This is a genomic window from Aureibaculum marinum, from assembly GCF_003813905.1.
GTDB classification, from domain to species: Bacteria; Bacteroidota; Bacteroidia; order Flavobacteriales; family Flavobacteriaceae; genus Aureibaculum; species Aureibaculum marinum.
Map to the genome: position 1 here is coordinate 15,875 of NZ_RPFJ01000051.1, position 18,815 is coordinate 34,689.

The 18,815-nt window shown below is 29.4% G+C and carries 13 protein-coding genes; all 13 read left to right on the top strand.

The genetic code is table 11. The annotated features are described in order from the left end of the window. The first annotated feature begins 2 nt into the window (after window positions 1-2). A complete protein-coding gene (locus tag EGM88_RS14295; RefSeq protein WP_123899108.1) occupies window positions 3-1,604 on the top strand; it encodes a hypothetical protein in 1,602 nt (533 codons plus the stop codon). Then, window positions 1,604-2,680: a polysaccharide pyruvyl transferase family protein gene (locus EGM88_RS14300; RefSeq protein WP_123899109.1), complete on the top strand. Its 1,077-nt coding sequence runs from the start codon at window positions 1,604-1,606 to the stop codon at window positions 2,678-2,680. The genes EGM88_RS14295 and EGM88_RS14300 overlap by 1 nt, the downstream gene beginning before the upstream one ends. 14 nt (window positions 2,681-2,694) lie before the next feature. Beyond that, window positions 2,695-4,176, top strand: a complete 1,482-nt coding sequence (locus EGM88_RS14305) for a lipid II flippase MurJ (RefSeq protein ID WP_123899110.1) — start codon at window positions 2,695-2,697, stop codon at window positions 4,174-4,176. After that, a complete protein-coding gene (locus EGM88_RS16130) occupies window positions 4,157-4,711 on the top strand; it encodes an acyltransferase (protein ID WP_317126548.1) in 555 nt (184 codons plus the stop codon). Before EGM88_RS14305 ends, EGM88_RS16130 begins: the two co-directional genes overlap by 20 nt. Before the next feature lie 4 nt (window positions 4,712-4,715). Next, window positions 4,716-5,744 (top strand): glycosyltransferase, encoded by a 1,029-nt coding sequence (locus EGM88_RS14315; protein ID WP_123899111.1) that lies wholly within the window; start codon window positions 4,716-4,718, stop codon window positions 5,742-5,744. Further along, window positions 5,737-6,963, top strand: coding sequence for a glycosyltransferase (locus EGM88_RS14320; protein ID WP_123899112.1), 1,227 nt, complete (start codon window positions 5,737-5,739; stop codon window positions 6,961-6,963). The genes EGM88_RS14315 and EGM88_RS14320 overlap by 8 nt, the downstream gene beginning before the upstream one ends. Before the next feature lies 1 nt (window position 6,964). Further along, the gene (gene asnB / locus EGM88_RS14325; protein ID WP_123899113.1) at window positions 6,965-8,782 is read left to right on the top strand and encodes an asparagine synthase (glutamine-hydrolyzing); all 1,818 of its coding nucleotides are present in this window, start codon (window positions 6,965-6,967) and stop codon (window positions 8,780-8,782) included. Between the two features lie 20 nt (window positions 8,783-8,802). Then, window positions 8,803-9,882 carry a glycosyltransferase gene (locus EGM88_RS14330; RefSeq protein ID WP_123899114.1) on the top strand — a complete coding sequence of 360 codons (1,080 nt, stop codon included), beginning with the start codon at window positions 8,803-8,805 and terminating at the stop codon, window positions 9,880-9,882. 47 nt (window positions 9,883-9,929) lie between these two features. Further along, window positions 9,930-10,961 carry a glycosyltransferase family protein gene (locus EGM88_RS14335; RefSeq protein ID WP_123899115.1) on the top strand — a complete coding sequence of 344 codons (1,032 nt, stop codon included), beginning with the start codon at window positions 9,930-9,932 and terminating at the stop codon, window positions 10,959-10,961. 39 nt (window positions 10,962-11,000) lie between these two features. Further along, window positions 11,001-12,128: a non-hydrolyzing UDP-N-acetylglucosamine 2-epimerase gene (wecB, locus tag EGM88_RS14340; protein ID WP_262696467.1), complete on the top strand. Its 1,128-nt coding sequence runs from the start codon at window positions 11,001-11,003 to the stop codon at window positions 12,126-12,128. 27 nt (window positions 12,129-12,155) lie between these two features. Beyond that, window positions 12,156-13,430: an O-antigen ligase family protein gene (locus EGM88_RS14345; RefSeq protein ID WP_123899116.1), complete on the top strand. Its 1,275-nt coding sequence runs from the start codon at window positions 12,156-12,158 to the stop codon at window positions 13,428-13,430. Window positions 13,431-13,604: 174 nt separating this feature from the next. Beyond that, complete coding sequence (locus EGM88_RS14350; protein WP_123899117.1) at window positions 13,605-15,719, top strand: bi-domain-containing oxidoreductase; 2,115 nt, start codon at window positions 13,605-13,607, stop codon at window positions 15,717-15,719. 742 nt (window positions 15,720-16,461) lie between these two features. Then, entirely contained in the window at window positions 16,462-17,544 is a 1,083-nt protein-coding gene (gene wecB, locus EGM88_RS14355) for a non-hydrolyzing UDP-N-acetylglucosamine 2-epimerase (protein ID WP_123899118.1), read from the top strand. Window positions 17,545-18,815: the final 1,271 nt, after the last annotated feature.

The following is an 18,815-nucleotide window of genomic DNA, read 5'->3' on the forward strand; positions in this document are numbered from 1 at the left end:
AAATGAAATTAAAAGACAAAATAAAAATAAATGTATTCCCTTCTGTAGTAAGTTTTTTACACGCTTTAGGTTTTAGTTGGGAAAAGTTGGGACGCTTTTCCTTTTTTAGTAAAAGTGTCTTATTAGCTCAAGCAAAATTACTAGGTAAGTTTGAGGTTGACCCTGTTGCTAAACCACAAAAAATTTATGTTTTATTAATGCTATCTCAAAGCACATTTCATTTGTATATTGAAGTACTTTTAGCATTAGGTTTGAAAAAGAAAGGACATCAAGTAACTTTTATTATTGATGACAATACTTTACCTATACAAGAGTTTAAAAGACGTGGAAGTGAGCATAAATGGGATAATCAAACAGAAACTGCTTTTGCTTATGCTTCCAAGTTTTTGGATGACTCTGGATTGAATTATTTCACTATCTCTGAATTTATCAAAGATGCTCCAAGTGAGTTAGAGTATAAAGATAAATACGCTCCTGTATTAGAAGCAAGTCTATTAAAACATTATAAAGTAGGTAGTTTGTCTAAAAATCTACCTGATATTGAAAATAGAACGAAATTATTTAAAAAGGCCATTGGAATAACTGATTATATAGGAGAAAAATTAGTTAAGCTTAAAGTTGATAAGGTAATAATGAATCATGGTATCTATTCTACTTGGGGTCCACCATATCAAGTGCTAGATGCACATAATATTCCAATTTTAGTACATAGTAGAGCTAAGAAAAAATATGCACAGGTTTTTAATTGGAATAAAACGGGTGATTCATGGGATGTAATCGATGAATGGAATAGGGTTAAAGATATAGAACTAACAGAAGCTCAATTGAAAGAAATCACTGATTATATTGGTACGCGTATAATGCATAAAGACGATGTCACAGTTTATAATTTTGGAAATAAAACTAGTAAAGAAGAAACTATAAAAAGTTTAGGTATAGATACTGATAAACCTGTTTATTCTTTATTTACCAATGTGTTGTGGGATGCTGCTAGTGCTCATCGTGAAATTTCTTTTAAAAACCCTATAGAATGGGTTATTGAAACGGTAAAATGGTTCAATCAGCATCCAGAGAAACAACTGATTGTAAAAATTCATCCCGCAGAAGTAATTGCAGGTACCAATATGCCGTTTTATGATATTATACACAATGCAGTTACTCCAAATGATAATGTAAAAATTATAAAACCAGATGCCAAAGTAAATAGCTGGAGTATTTATGAGATTACAGATTTAGGATTGGTACATACTACCACCGCAGGAATGGAATTGCCATTGGTGTACAAGCCATGTGTTGTTGTTTCTCAAACACATTATCGGGGCAAACGATTTACTATTGATGTAAACTCAATTGAAGAATATTTTGAAGTGTTGGATAATTTTGATGTAAATGATTATGATTTAGAAAAAAACAGAATGGAAGCTTTAAAATATGCCTACTTACTTTTTATTCGTTATCAAACCCCTTTTGAAATGTTCTTTGAAAGAACACCTTCAGATTTTAGAGGATTTAGATTTGATAATATTAATGATTTTATAAAGTATAAAAATTTTAATAGTATCATTACTAATATTGAGAATCATCAACCAATATTTAGTAAATAATGAAAAAGAAAATATTATTAACTGGTTATATTGGCTACAAAAATTTCGGTGACGATTTATTATTCGAAATAGCAATTAATAGAATAAAACAAATTTCGAATGTAGAAGTTAGTGTTGTCATTACTAATTCATCAGTAGACTGTGAGTATTTGTATCAATATTATCCAGATCTGATATTGATTAAACTAAATAACACAATACCTGCATTTTTTTATACAAAGTTTGATAAAGTTTATTATATAGGAGGAGGCATATTATTTGATTACAGCAAAAAAGTTAATACATCTAAATTTATAAAAAAATATATATCTAATATATTTCGTTTTAAAATTCCAAGATTATTGGGAACACAATTTGGAGGAATAGGTATAGGTATTGGACCTTACTTTAATAGTCGTAGTTTAATTCTTCATAAGCAAATTTTAAGCTCTTTTCAAATTTTGGGAGTCAGAGATAATAAGTCTTTTGAATATGCGAAAGAAATGAATATTAAAAACCTTTACTTATCTAATGATTTAAGTATAGGTTATGAAAAATTACCTGAAGATGATTTAATTGATTTGTCAAATGAAATTATAATTTGCCCAAGATCATATCATCACAAACCTGAATATGAAAAACATTTAAATGAATTAATAAAATTTGCAGAATTTTTAGAGGAGAATGCATTTAAAACACATTGGGTTTTCTTACAAGAAGATAAGGAAGATTTAATGAAAAAAATTACAAGTAGTTTTAAAACCACTGTTTGGAATCCCTCTAAAATGAGTATTTTAAGTTTTATTTCAATTTTTAATAATGCAGAAGTTGTTTTTTCTAGTAGAATGCATAGTCTGTTTATAGCAGGTTTAGTTAACACTCCTTTTGTGGCGATAGAGTTACATCCCAAATTAAAATATGCAAGTGAATTGTTTTATAAAAATCCAATTGTTATTAGTCCTTTAGAGGATATTGAGGTATATAAAAATGCTTTTAAAAATATTAAAATAAAGAAATTTAACAAAAGCAATTTGGAAAACGAAAAAGAAATATTAAATAACCTTGATTTAAAGTTTTTTGAGTGGATTAATAATTAGTTCGCAAAATATAAATGAAAATTCTATTAAAACTTTTTTCTTTAAAATTGATAGCTTCATTGTTAGGCTTGGCATATTCTATACTTCAAGTTAAATATTTTGGAGCTTCACGTACCATTGAAATTTATTTTGCGGCTCAAAGTTTGGTTTATTTGGTAACCTCGTTGACACAAAGTGGGCAATTGGCAGAAATATTTTTACCTGAATACCATAAACTCAATACTATAAAAAATGGGTTAGGGTATAAGGGCTTAAATGTTGTTATTAATAGAATGGTCATTTTTGGTTCTGTAGTAATGCTATTGGTATTTATTTTTGCTCCTTTTTTAGTGAATTTAATGGTTCCAGGATTTTCTACTGAAGATAAAGAACTGGCAGCATTAATTTTTAGAGTGTTGTTGCCAATTTTATACTTGGCTTTAATAAATTCTTTTTATATAACAGTATTAAATGCAGAACAGCGTTTTGGTAGAGCAGAATTATTAGGCTTAACAAACACTATTGTTAATATATTAGTATTAGTTGTTTTGTATCCTTTTATCCAATTGTGGGCATTGGTAGTGTCTATGCTGTCAGGTAAAATAATAGAATTTATTTTTTACGTATGGCAGTTGTATAAAAATGGATATAGATTTCAATTGATATGGTCTATCCCTGAATTTAATCATATTTCATTTTTTAAAAGCATGCAAAGTACGTTTTTGTATGTAGGAGCTACACAACTCTATAATATTGTATTAACTGCAAGTATTTCGTTTTTACCAGAAGGAGTATATGCGATTTTTAAATATGTACAAAATTTAGCGAATAAAGTAAGGGGACTATTTATTCAGCCTTTTATGACCATTTTCTTTACAAAGTATTCTTTATTGCTTCAAAAAGCAAAATCTGTTGCCAAAGAGTTTAATAAAAACATGTTGAGTATTGTAAACGTAAATGTAATTACGATTATAGGAACTATTTTATTAGGTGATGTAATTATCGATATCATTTGGGGAGGTAAAAAGTTTGACGAAACAGATGTACTTCTGGCGTATGCTTTTCTATTGTTTAATATTATTGCAGTTCTTATTAGTAGTATCGGAGGCATTTACCGCAAAATGGCAGTGTCGCATGGTTTTGCTAAAAAATTGTATTTGTATTGGGTGTTAGCTCAATTGGCTTCTGCTGGGTTCTCTTATTTTTTAATTAGGTATTTTAAAATAAATGGTTTGTATTTTATCATACCTATTAATACTTTTTTAATGAGTAGTGTTGGTTATATCGTTTATAAAACTACAAAAGACAATTTAAGTTTTCAGGTGTTTTCGAAAAATAACATTTTAGGAGTCATTTTAATTGGACTAGCAATTGTGATAAAAAACCAGTTAATAATTTGGGTTAAACTAGATAATTATATACTTTACATTGTATTAGGTACCCTTTCATTAATACTCTTATCTTTGTATCCTATTACTAAAACGTATAAAATAGTAAGTGAAAAAACTATTAATTAATATATATACAGCTTTATTAGCCTTTAAAGACTATCTTATTAGAGATTGGTTGATGTATATCCCTTTTCATTGGATAAGGAGACTGATTATAAAAACGCAACTTAAAAAAGTAGGTCAACACACTAATTTTTTAATGGGTGTTGAATTTAGAAGTCCTAAAAATATTGTCATTGGTGACAATTCAGTAGTAAATAAAAAAGTGCTATTAGATGGTAGAGGAGGGCATTTAGTGATTGGTAATAATGTAGATATTGCACAAGAAACCAATATTTGGACTTTAGAGCATGATGTACATGATAATCAGCATAAAGCTATTGGTGCAGATGTAACGATTGAAGATTACGTTTGGATAGCCTCAAGAGTAACCATATTACCAGGAGTGACTATTGGTAAAGGAGCAGTGGTAGCGTCTAACTCTGTAGTTACTAAAGATGTACCATCCATGGCAATAGTAGGTGGTGTTCCTGCCAAAGTTATTGGTAAAAGAGAAAGTAAATTACAATATAATTTGAATTATAAACCTTGGTTTAAGTAAGGGTATGAAGAAAATAATAGGAATATATCCATGGTCTGAAACTTTAGCTAATGAAGGAGACAAACATCAGCTATTGTTTAAAAAGGCATTGGAGGATAAAGGTTACCAAGTAAAAAAGATAAATCTAAAATTACTCTTTCCATTAACCCATGCATTAAAAAAAGATATAAAAGTTTTAGTATTAGATTGGGTGCATTCATTTTATATTTCACAAAATTTATTGAAAACATTAGTAAAATCTACACTAGGAATTTTGGAATTAATGTTTCTAAATAAGCGTGATACTAAAATAATATGGAATATACACAATTTACATCGGCATGATGAAAAATTTAAAATAATAGAAAAATTTTGTTTTAGACAATTAGCTAAAAAGGTTGACTATTTAAGAGTTTTTGATGAAAGTCATAAATTTAAAGTTGCTGAATATTTACAAGTACCTTTAACCAAAATTATATCAATTCAACAAGGTCCATATTTATATAATAAAAATATAGAAGTCAATATAAATGATAGATATAAAATACCTGTTGATAAAAAGATATTACTAATATTTGGTAGTATAAGGACAGGAAAAGGAATTGATCAGTTTTTAAAATCATTTATAGCTTGTAATTCTGATAATATTTATTTACTGTTAGCAGGTAAGGCCAATGAAAAAAAATTAGAAAAAGAGATTGAAAATTTAGTAAGTGGGGTAAAGAATATTAAATTTGATAATAAGTTTATACCAGATGAAGAAGTTATGGCGTATTTCACCGGATGTGATTATGTGGTTTTGCCTTACATAAATACTTTAAATTCAGGAGTTTTATTGTTAGCTAGGACTTATAATGTTAAAGTATTAGCTAATATGAATTTCATAAATCATGCTAGAGCCTCTGATAAAATTGGCGATTTATTAAATAGAGCTGAATTACAGAAATTTTTAGACGAAATAAGTTTTGAAGATGCTAAATCTTTTTCTGGTCAACCTAAACAATATAATTGGAGTACTATTGTAGAAAAATTTGAAAAGTTAATAAATGAGTAAGAAAATATTAATTATTTCGAGAGCGTATCCACCTGCTGGCGGAGGAGGTGTTCAACGTATTGTAAAGTTTAGTATATATCTTCAGGAAATGGGTTGGGATGTAACAGTATGTTCTATTAAAGGTGAAAATTATAGTTGGATTGATGAAGCAAGATTAAAAGAAATAAGTGATATCAAAACAATAAGGTTAAAAGAAAAACCTTACAAAGGTACTTTATTAAATAAAGTAATTAATAAGTTTAGATTTTATGATTATTACTATAAGTGGGCAAAAGATGTAATAAAACATTTTAAGAATAAAAAAGAATTCGACTATGACTATGTTTTAACTAGTGGTCCGCCACATTCAGTACATAAAATAGGATTAGAATTAAAAAAGAAATTTAATTTTTTTTTAGTTACGGATTTTAGAGACCCTTTTACATTAGGTGCATTTTATCATCCTATAACACCATTACATAAATTTTATCAGAAAAAATTTGAACAAATAATTTATGATAAATCAGACTTAATAATTACTAATACAAATGTAAATAAAAAGGAAGTGCTGCGGTATTTTTCAATAAAAGACGACGGAAAGTTAAAAACCATTTACAATGGTTATGATTCTAAAGATTTACAATTACACGGAGTTAAACCTAATTTTGATAAAGAGAAGATTAATTTATTGTATTTAGGTGGATTACGTGGAGATAGAGTTGACGGCTATTTTTATAAAACTATTAAAAAAGCTATTGAAATTAATCCTCTTTTATTTCAAAAAGTTAAGGTTAATTTGGTGGGAGATTTATCAAGAAAAGGAAATATGATTGAAGAGTTAAACCTTGTTCAGTTATTTAATTTTTATGACGCTCTACCTTACAATAGAGTGGGTGATTATTTGTTAGAATCTGATGGTTGTATAACTTGGCAAAGCCCAGACAAAGGTTATAATGGAACTATTGCAGGAAAGGTTTTTGATTATTTTGGGATGGAAAAGCCAATTTTTTCATTAGGGCAACCTGAGGGAGAATTAAATGACTTAATTAATAATTTTGAAATAGGTATTCATTCGGATGTAAATAATATTGAAACTGCAGCAATGGATTTTATTAGGTTTGTAAACAATATTGATAAGTATAGTCTATCTTACAGAAAAATGGAAAAATCTAAGTTCAATTTCTTTAATAGAAAACAACAGGCCTTACAGTTAAACAATTATCTTCTAAATATTAATTAAAATGTGTGGAATTTTCGGTGTAATTGAGAAGGAAAAAGTAATTGATAAGGAACTATTTAAAGAATCATTATTACTTCTAAAACATAGAGGTCCTGATAATCAAAATGCTGATTTTATAAATGATAAAATTGGCTTAGGACATGTTCGGTTGTCTATATTAGACTTAGATGAAAGGTCAAATCAACCTTTTGAGTTTAACAATACACATTTAATATTCAATGGAGAAATTTTTAATTACATTGAAATAAAAAAGGAGTTAGAGACCCTAGGTTATAATTTTGTTACAACAAGTGATACAGAAGTTGTTATAAAGGCTTTTGATTATTGGGGGAGTGAATGTGTGAAAAAGTTTAACGGTATGTGGGCTTTTTTAATTTATTTGGAAGATAAAAATGAAATTTTTGTTTCTAGAGATCGGTTTGGAATAAAGCCTCTATATTATTCATTTACTGATGGAAGTCTTATTTTATCATCAGAAATAAAATCTATTATAAATTATAATAAGGTTTTACGTAAACCTAATAAAGTTGCAATTAACTCTTATTTAAGAGAGTCGTTAGGAGGTCAATCAGAGCAAACATGGTTTGAAAGTGTATATCGGTTAATGCCTGCACATAATATAATTTTTAAATTAAAGGATAGTCAACTTAATATTTCAAGATATTGGAATTATCCTAAAGAGCAATTAAATATACCTTATGAAGAAGCAATAAAAAAATATAAAAACATCTTTAAAGATGCTGTTAGGCTTAGAATGCGATCAGATGTCCCCATTGGTTTAACTTTATCTTCAGGTTTGGATTCTATGGCAATAGCTTCTTCATCTTTGAAATATACCTCAAAAAACTTAGAATCTTTTACGGCTAGCTTTCCCAATGAAAAGTATGATGAATTTCCTGTCGTTGAGCGTTATATTAAAAATAAAAAAGTGAATGCCAATCGTATTTTAACAGATTATTCAAATTATGTTGGGTCGCTGAATAAATTGATATATCATCTCGAAGCAGGGCATAGTTCTCCAGCTATTGTACCTTTACAATCTATAATGAATAATGCTAAAAATAAGGTTACGGTGTTGTTAGAGGGACAAGGAGCTGATGAATTATTAGGTGGTTATACACATACTTTTATAATTTCTTATTTGTTAAAGCTTTTAAAGAATTTTAAATTTAGAAGTTTCATTAGGGAAATAAAGTTGATAGGCTTTAGGAAATTAATAAATTCATTTGTCTTGTTTTTTAGAAATAATGGAGGAAGTAAATTGAAAACTTTCATGAGGAGAATTTATGGAATTGAGAAAGTCCTGATAAAAAAGGATCTTAATGAATTAAAGAAAGAACAATATTATCGGAATTTGAATGATTTATTATTAGAACAACATAAAGGTGGATTAGTAAATTTATTGCATTATGGAGATTCGGTCTCAATGATGTATTCTTTAGAAAGTAGATTGCCTTTTTTAGATTATAGATTAGTAGAATTTTTATTTAAGCTACCTTTCGATTATAAGTATAAATTGAATAAGGGAAAAATTATTCATCGTGATGCTTTTAAAAATGATTTACCTTCAGAAGTTGTTGATAACACCAATAAAATAGGATTTGTATCACCAATTAAAGAAATTATTTCTTCTAAAATGGTTTCTGATATTTTACTGTCAGAGACCTTTTTTTCAAGAAATATTGTGAATGTAAATTCATTTAAAAATTTATACAAAAGACATATTAATGGAGATAAAGACTATAGTCGGTTTTTATACAGACTCTTGAGTGTAGAATTGTGGTATAGAATGTTTATTGATGAAAATAATTCTTATTAGTTTTGTAAACTATAAAACAAATGATAAAAGAAAGTAGGGTTTTAATATTGCTACATAAAATTCAGCATTATAGAGTTCCTGTGTTTAGAATAATTGCTAAGCATTGTAAACTTACATTAGCGTCTTATGAAGAAGAGCAGGTTTCTCTTTATAAGGATGAACCATTTGAAGTGATATTTTTGCCAATAAAACAATACGGTCCAATAATTTTACATAAAAAGAATATTCATCCTTTAGTAAAAAAGTTCGATGTAGTTATTGGTTTAATGAACTTAAGAACTATAGACATTTTATCTTTACCTTTTAATCCATTTATTAAAACAAAGATTATCTATTGGGGAATTGGAGTTTCTGCCTCAAAAGATAAAGCCTTTGACAATAATAAGAGCTATGATTTTTTAAGAAATTTTTTGTTTAAAAGAGCTAAAGCTTTAATATTTTATACAGAATATGCTAAGAATAAATATATTTCATATGGTTTTGATAAAAAATCATTATTTGTAGCTAATAATACAGTTGAAGTTTTAAACATTAAGAATGACTTAGTTGTAAAAAAAGATAAACTTTTATTTGTTGGAGCATTACATAAACGAAAAGGTATTATTGAGTTACTCGACTGCTATTTAAAAGCTTACTTATTAGTAGGAGAATCTTTGTATAATTTACAAATAATTGGCGAAGGCCCAGAGAAAGATAATATTGCAACATTTATTAAAAAGAATCATTTAAATAAAAAGGTGAAATTATTAGGCGGTGTATATGATCAAAATACATTAAAAAACTATTTTATGTCTTCAATATTATGTGTTTCACCTAATCAAGCCGGGCTCTCTGTTTTAACTAGTATGGGGTATGGTGTTTGCTTTGTTACAAAAAATAACGCAATAACAGGTGGAGAAATATTTAATTTAGAGAACAATAAGACAGGGGTTTTATATAACAATAAAAATGAACTGATAAATGTTATAATTGATTCTTATAAAAACCCAAATAAATATATTAAAATTGGTAACGCAGCAAAAGATTATTACTATTTAAACAGAAAACCTAAAGATATGGCTAAATCAATTATAGATAGTATCAATTACGTTTTAGAATAATGAAAATATATATTACAAAGGGCTCCAGTTGTACTGATCAAGTGAGAGTGAAAAAATTTATCAAATATTTTGATCAAAAAAAGATAGAATTAAAGTTTTTTTGTTGGCTAAGAGATAAATCTAAAGAATCGAAATATACACGTGAAACTTTTATATTGAAAGGAGGGGGAAGTGCAAATAAAAAGTTGTTATTTTATTATCCCTTATGGAGTGTTATTTTATTCTTTAAATTATTAGGAGAAGTAAAGAATAATAAAAACAATATAATTTTTACAATTGATTTTGATTCAGCTATTTCAGTATATTTTTTTTCATTTTTTAAACCAAAAGTTCGTTATATTTATGATATTCATGATGATTTTGCATTGAGGTATAATTTCCCTAGAATAATTAAATATATAATTGAAAAAATTGATAATAAAATAAAGAATAAAGCTTTTAAAGTTATTCATGTAGATGAAAATAGAATAAGAAAAAGGGATAAAAATTACATTATAATTTATAACTCTCAAGAGGATTATTATACCGAAGATAACTTAGTTTTAGATAATAATTCAGTATTTGCATTTACAGGTCTTATAGGTAAAACTCGAGGAGCTTTATCTGTATATAATTTTGCAAAAAAGAATCCAAAAATCAAGATTATAGTTGCGGGTAGGGTAATTGATTCTTATGGTAAGAAACTTATTGAACTCTCAAATATTGAATTTTTAGGTTATGTAACACAGGATGTTTTATTTGAAAAAATAAGAAACAGTAGAGGGATTTTTTCTTTATATGACCCATCAAATGAAATTAATATCTTAGCGGCTTCAAATAAAGTATATGACGCCATGATGCTTGGTGTTCCTATCATTGTAAATAGAGGGCTTTCTGTTGAGGAATTTGTAGTAAAGCATTCATTAGGATTTGTTGTTAATTTTAATTTTGATGAAACTTGGAGTAGATTTGTAGATGTTAATCAAGATAAATTGAAAAAAATTAGACAAAATGGTAGACATTTATACTTGAATAATTATACATATGATAAAAATATAGTGGTAAAAATGGATGCATTATTAGATGAACTTAAGTCATAATGGTTTGAAAAGTTAAGAATTAAACAAATAAAATTTCTTGTGAAAAAAAATAAAAAAAAAATATTAATAGTTTTTGGAACTAGACCTGAAGCTATAAAAATGGCTCCCGTAGTAAAGATTTTTAAAGAAGATACAATTAACTTTAATACAAAAGTGTGTGTAACAGCACAGCATAGAGATTTACTTGATCAGGTGCTTGATTTCTTTTCAATTATACCAGACTACGATTTAGACTTAATGAGCCCAAACCAAAATCTATTTAATCTGACAGCAAGTATACTGAAATCAATAAAAGAAGTTTTAGAAGAGTTTAATCCGGATTATGTTTTTATACATGGAGATACCACTACTAGTATGGCTGTTGCTTTGGGAGCTTTTTATGCAGGAGCTAAGGTTTGTCATGTTGAAGCAGGTCTTAGAACGTTTAATAAATTGTCACCTTTTCCCGAGGAATTGAATAGACAATTATCTAGTAAAATTGCAGATATACATTTTGCTCCCACAAAATTGGCAGTTAATAATTTGTTAAAAGAAGGGATTGATAAAGAATCCATAGTTTTAACAGGAAATACTGTAATTGATGCTCTAAAAATTGGAGGCGAAATTATTAAAACTAAGAAGTTTGATAGTATTAATAGAATAATTAGAATTATTGGTAGTGCAAATAAGTTTATATTAGTAACAGGTCATAGGAGAGAAAATCATGGAGAAGGTTTTAGGAATATTATTTTAGCATTAAAGACAATTGCCTTACAAAATCCTGAAGTTCTTATTGTTTTTCCGGTACATCCTAACCCCAATGTCAAAATACCTATTGAAAATGAACTCGGAAATATTCAAAATATTAAATTGATTAACCCTCAACCTTATGAAGCTTTTATATGGCTAATGAAAAATTGTGATTTAATAATTACAGATAGTGGGGGGATTCAAGAAGAAGCCACAGGACTTGGTAAGTATACGTTAGTTATGAGAGATACTACAGAAAGACCTGAGGCAGTAGCTTCTGGAATAGTAACAATGGTGGGTACTAATAGTGAAAAGATAATAACTGCGACTAATAACCAATTAAATAAGACAATAAATGTAGAAGAAACGAATTTTATTAGTCCTTATGGAGATGGTAAGGCATCATCTATCATTTATAACTCAATGATTAATTTATAAAGATATTTTGGTACTTAACGTTTTAATATGAATAGTAAATACATGCAGGCCATAATAAAAGACGCTATTTTCAGATTACTATTTATTAATATGTTTTTAGTAGTTCTAGGATATGCTGCAGCTTACTCGATAGGGCCATGGTTTATTCCTTTTTTTAGTGTTTTTAAACAGGTTCTAGTATTTGTATCACTGGTTTATGTGATTAAATTAAACGGATTTTCAACTATATATTTACTTAATAAGTTTAACATATATTTATTAATATGTGTAATGATGGGGCTATCTTTTTTTTCCAATGAACCATTTCAATCAGTTTATAAAGGCTTAACTTTTATTTTTCCTTTACTGTATATTATTTATTCAGTTAACTATTTATTACAGTATGGTGCCTATAACTTACTAGTTTCTTTATCTCTAATGATATTAATAGTTTATGCATTTGTACCATTTTCTTTTCTTTTCTTTGGTTTTGACATACAAAAGACCAATATATATGGCTATGAAGAAGGTCGTTTTTTTGTGTCTAATAATTATGGTTGGAGCAGTACATTGTTTTTATTATCTTCAATAACTGTACTACGATTTTATCCTTTAAAAAGAATTTATAGATTATTTATTTTAATTTTTATTCCATTTGTTTTTTATGTATTATTAATAAGTGGAAACCGTGCAGGATTATTATCTGCAGGGTTGGCATTTATTTTTTTATTGTTCAAAGACAAAATATTTTCGTTTATGTTTAAATTTACATTGGTGCTTTTATTGTTCATTGCAGTTGCTTTACTTTCATTGAAAGAAAACTCGGCTATAAGTACAATTGAACGAAGAAATGAGGTACAAATAGAATCAGGAAATGAGGGCAGATTGATAGGTACTAATGCAATGCTTAAAAGTTTCGATAACAATCCAGTATATTGGTTTACAGGGGTGGGTATGTTTAATTATACAGAATTACATAAATATGGAGGTATATTACCTGTATATCATAATTCTTATTGGGAAGTTTTATTTGGAGCAGGAATTTTTGTATTTATAATTTTTCTAAAAATCATGATTTATGATCCATTTCGAGTCTTTTGGAATAATATTTCTAATTATTCTTTATTGGCAATACCTCTTATCATTATTCCTTTTTTTGAAAGTAATTTAACAGGGGGACAGTTTTTATTTTTCCCGTGGTTTAGTTATATAATATTATTAAATTCTAAGGAGTTCCGTTTATATAATATAATAAAAAATGGGCACGAAGTTCAAACATATAAAAAACTAGTAAATGAAGAAATTGTTATACATAATTCATAATAAAAAAACATGTAAGAAAAGTTATAATGTTTGTTTAAATTAGAAAAACATAAACTAATCCCTTTAAAAAACTCATTAGTTCTTACTACCTTTGCAACTATTGAAAAAGAAATAAAAATAAAAGGTAATTCGTTTTAAATAGATTCCGTTTTACCTCAGAATGTTAAATACTACATGAAGCAAATCATACAAGACCTTAAAAAAGGAGATACCATTCTTGAAGAAATACCTGTCCCTAATGTCAAAGCAGGAGCCGTATTAATAAAAACTACCAGAACTCTAGTTTCTTTAGGAACAGAACGGATGTTGGTAGAGTTTGGAAAAGCCAATTTTATACAAAAAGCCAAACAACAGCCAGATAAGGTAAAAATGGTACTCGATAAAGTAAAAACAGATGGTTTAAAACCAACAATAGATTCTGTTTTTAATAAATTAAATCAACCCTTACCCTTGGGCTATTGTAATGTTGGAGAAGTTGTTGCCGTAGGAAAAGGGGTTACCGAATTTACTATTGGCGATAGAGTAGCCTCTAATGGAAATCATGCAGAATATGTATTGGTTCCTAAAAATTTAGTCGCTAAAATACCGGATAATGTAACCGATGAACAAGCTGCATTTACAGTAATAGGTTCTATTGGGTTACAAGGAATACGATTGTTAAATCCTACTTTTGGAGAAACCATTGTTGTGGTAGGACTTGGATTAATAGGTCTTGTAACGGCAGAGCTATTAAAAGCTAATGGCTGTAAAGTAATTGGTTTTGATTTTGATGCTGAAAAAGTAGCTATTGCCAAAGCAAAAGGAATTACAGCTATAAACCCTGCTGAAGGTACAGATCAAGTAAAGTTTGTGGAATCATTTACCAATGGCGTAGGTGCAGATGGCGTGATTATTACCGCTTCTAATAAAAGTAACGAAATTATTTCGCAGTCCGCACGCATGTGTAGAAAACGAGGTAGAGTAGTGCTTGTTGGTGTCATCGGATTAGATATTAGTAGAGCCGATTTTTATGAAAAAGAAATTTCTTTTCAAGTATCGTGTTCCTATGGCCCAGGAAGATATGACGAAGAATACGAACAAAAAGGGAATGATTACCCAATAGGTTTTGTACGTTGGACGGAAAAACGAAATTTTGAAGCCATTTTAAATGCTTTATCTAATGGTAGTTTAGATGTAGCACCATTAATTACAGAACGTATTCCACTAAAAGAGTATGATAAAATTTATGGTGATATGGGCAATTCTAAGTCTATTGCCTCTATTTTAGTCTATGATAGTACAGAAAAGCCTGTAAAAACAATTACGGTTACAGATAAATCGTTTAAAGGTAAAAAAGGAGTTATAGGTATTATTGGTGCAGGTAATTTTACCAGTTCTACATTAATGCCTCAATTAAAAAAGCTAAATGCAAATGTAAAATATATTGCCAGTTCTGGAGGATTATCATCTACAACAATGGCAAAAAGATTTGCTATTGCTAATTCTACTTCCGATTATAAAGAGATCTTAAATGATCAGGAGACAGACTTGGTAATGATTACAACGAAGCATAATTCGCATGCTAAATTTGTAATAGAGACTTTAGAAGCTGGTAAAAGTGTTTTTGTAGAAAAACCTTTGGCGTTAAACCATGAAGAATTGAATCAAATTATTGAAGCATATACAAAAAGTGATGCTTCACTTTCTGTTGGATTTAATAGACGTTTTGCTCCGTTAGCTCTAAAAATGAAAAAATTATTAGGCAATGACAATACACCTAAAAATATAATTGCTACCATGAATGCTGGATATATTCCTAAAGAAGTTTGGGTACATGATATGGAAGTTGGCGGTGGACGTATTATTGGAGAGGCATGTCACTACATAGATTTATGTACCTATTTTGCAGATAGTAAAGTAGTTGCCGTTTGTATGAATGCCATGGGGGTAAATCCTCAAGAAAATACGGATAATGCTTCAATTTTATTGAAATATGAAAATGGAACAAATGCGGTGGTTAATTATTTTGGAAATGGAAGTAAAGGCTATTCTAAAGAACGTATTGAGGTATATTCTCAAGAGCGAACGATGATTATGGACAATTGGCGGAAGTTAAAAACATATGGTTTTAAAGGAGGAAACAGTAAATCAAAACAAGATAAAGGACATTACAATCAATTTGAAGCCTTAATTAATCAACAGAAAAATGGTGGAGCACCAATTATTCCTTTTGATGTTATTGTAAATACAACCAAAGCATCATTTGCAGCAATTGAAAGTTTAAAACAAGGCAAGTGGATTGAGATTTAAAATTAGCTAACGACAGACAACGAAACAATTAATACGACGTAAATAAGAAATTTGTAAATTAATAATTTTTTAAGCTCTTTGAAAAAACAACCTTAGTGCCCTTTGTGGTAAAAAGTTTAACCACGAAGAACACAACGAGAATCACGAAGTCCACAAGGAATATGAAAGTTAACATTTCCCTGTGCTCCTTGTGAACAACCTTAGTGCACTTTGTGGTAAAAATACTAACCACGGAGAACACAACGAGAATCACAAAGTCCATTAAGAATATGGTAATAATATTTCTCTGTGTTCGTTGTGAACAACCTTAGTGCACCTTGTGGTAAAAAAAGTCTAACCACGAAGCACACAACGGTTAACACGAAGTTCACTAAGAATATGGTAATAATATTTCTCTGTGCTCTTTGTGAACAACCTTAGTGCACCTTGTGGTAAAAAGTTCAACCACTAATAACACAACGGCTTGCACGGAGTTCATTAGGAATATGAAAGTAAACATTTCCCTGTGCTCCTTGTGAAAAACTTAGTGCCCTTTGTGGTAAAAAAAGTCTAACCACGAAGAACACAATGGTTCGCACGAAGTTCACTAGGAATATGAAAGTTATTATTTCTCTGTGTTCGTTGTGAACAACCTTAGTGCACTTTGTGGTAAATAACACACAACATTATTTACAAAGAAAAAAATTAAAAAACACAACTAAATTAAAGTTAGAACGTTCCATATTAAGTAACAAATAAAAGTATGAAATTAGATATTATCGCTGGGGCAAGACCCAATTTTATGAAAATAGCCCCAATTATTGAGGAGCTACAAAAAGTTAAAGATTCGATTCAATATCGATTGATACACACAGGCCAACATTATGATAAAAAAATGTCTGGTAGTTTCTTTGAAGAATTAGGTATTCCTGATCCAGATATAAACTTAGAAGTAGGCTCAGGAACACAAGCAGAACAAACAGCAAGAATAATGGAACGTTATGAAGCCTTATTATTGAAAGATATGGCAGATTATTGTTTGGTTGTAGGAGATGTAACGTCTACAATGGCATGTTCAATAGCTGCAAAAAAATTGGGTGTAAACGTAATTCATGTAGAAGGAGGAATCCGCTCAAATGATATTACCATGCCCGAAGAAATAAATAGAATGGTAACCGATTCTATTACCGATATTTTTTATACTACTTCTGAAGTTGCTAATGATAATTTACGTCAATTAGGACATGATGAAAGCAAGATTAGATATGTGGGAAATACCATGATTGATACTTTATTGAAAAATAGACCTCGTTTTAAGCAACCTGATGTTTTTAAAGAGTTAAATTTAAAAGAGAAAGGTTATTTTGTAATGACTTTACATCGCCCTGCCAATGTAGATCAAGAGCAAAAATTAAAATCTTTAATTGATGAGATTGTAAAAGGAGCAAAGGGAATGCCATTAGTTTTTCCTGTTCATCCACGTACAGCGAAGATATTACAACAAATAGGTATTGAAGCTGATAATTTACATATGATTGGTCCTTTAGGTTATTTAGAATTTAATTATTTAGTGAGTCATGCTTTTGCTGTAGTTACAGATTCAGGGGGAATTACAGAAGAAACTACGGTTATGAAAGTTCCATGTATGACCTTGCGTGATAATACTGAACGCCCAGAAACTATTACAGTAGGTACAAATGAGTTGGTAGGAACAAATCCTAAAAATGTAGCTCCATATATGGAAAAGCTCCATAAAGGAGATTGGAAAACAGGTGATATTCCTCATTTATGGGACGGTAAAACCGCACAACGTATTGTTGCCGATTTATTGAAGTTGGAAGTATAAAAAACAAATCACTCTTTTGTAAAAATCAACTTAGTGTTCCTTGTGGTAAAAAAGCTTAACCACGGAGAACACAAAGAGAACCACGAAGTCCACTAGAAATATCAATGTTACTATTTCTCTGTGTTGGTTGTGAAAACCTTAGTGCACCTTGTGGTAAATAAAGTCTAACCACGGAGAACACAATGGCCTGCACGGAGTTCACTAGGAATATGAATAGTAATTATTCTTTGCGTCCTCTGTGAAAAACTTAATGTTCCTTGTGGTAAAAAAAGTCTAACCACGAAGCACACAAAGGCTAACACGAAGTTCACTAGGAAAATAATAGTAATTATTCTTTGTGCTCTTTGTGGACTGCCTTAGTGCACTTTGTGGTAAAAAAAGTCTAACCACTAAGAACACAACGGCTCGCACGGAGTTCACTAGGAATATGTTAATAATATTTCTCTGTGCTCTTTGTGAACAACCTTAGTGCCCTTTGTGGTAAAAAGTTCAACCACTAATAACACAACGGCTTGCACGGAGTTCATTAGAAATATGAAAGTAAACATTTCCCTGTGCTCCTTGTGAAAAACTTAGTGCACTTTGTGGTAAATAAAGTCTAACCACGAATCACACAACGGTTAACACGAAGTTCACTAGGAAAATAATAGTAATTATTCTTTGTGCTCTTTGCGAACAACCTTAGTGTCCTTTGTGGCAAAAAAAGCCTAACCACTAAGAATACAACAGTTAACACGAAGTTCACTAGGAAAATAATAGTAATTATTCTCTGTGCTCGTTGTGGACTGCCTTAGTGTCCTTTGTGGTAAAAAAAGCCTAACCACTAAGAATACAACAGTTAACACGAAGTTCACTAGGAAAATAATAGTAATTATTCTTTGTGCTCTTTGTGAAAAACTTAGTGTCCTTTGTGGTAAAAAAGCTTAACCACGGAGAACACAAAGAGAACCACGAAGTCCACTAGAAATATGAATGTTACTATTTCTCTGTGTTGGTTGTGAAAACCTTAGTGCACTTTGTGGTAAAAAAAGTCTAACCACGAAGCACACAAAGGCTAACACGAGGTTCACTAGGAATATGGTAATAATATTTCTCTATGCTCGTTGTGAAAAGCTTAGTGCTCCTTGTGGTGAAAACCTAACCACTAAGAACACAACGGCTAGCACGGAGTTCACTAGGAATATGGTAATAATATTTCTCTATGCTCGTTGTGAAAAGCTTAGTGCTCCTTGTGGTGAAAACCTAACCACTAAGAACACAACGGCTCGCAC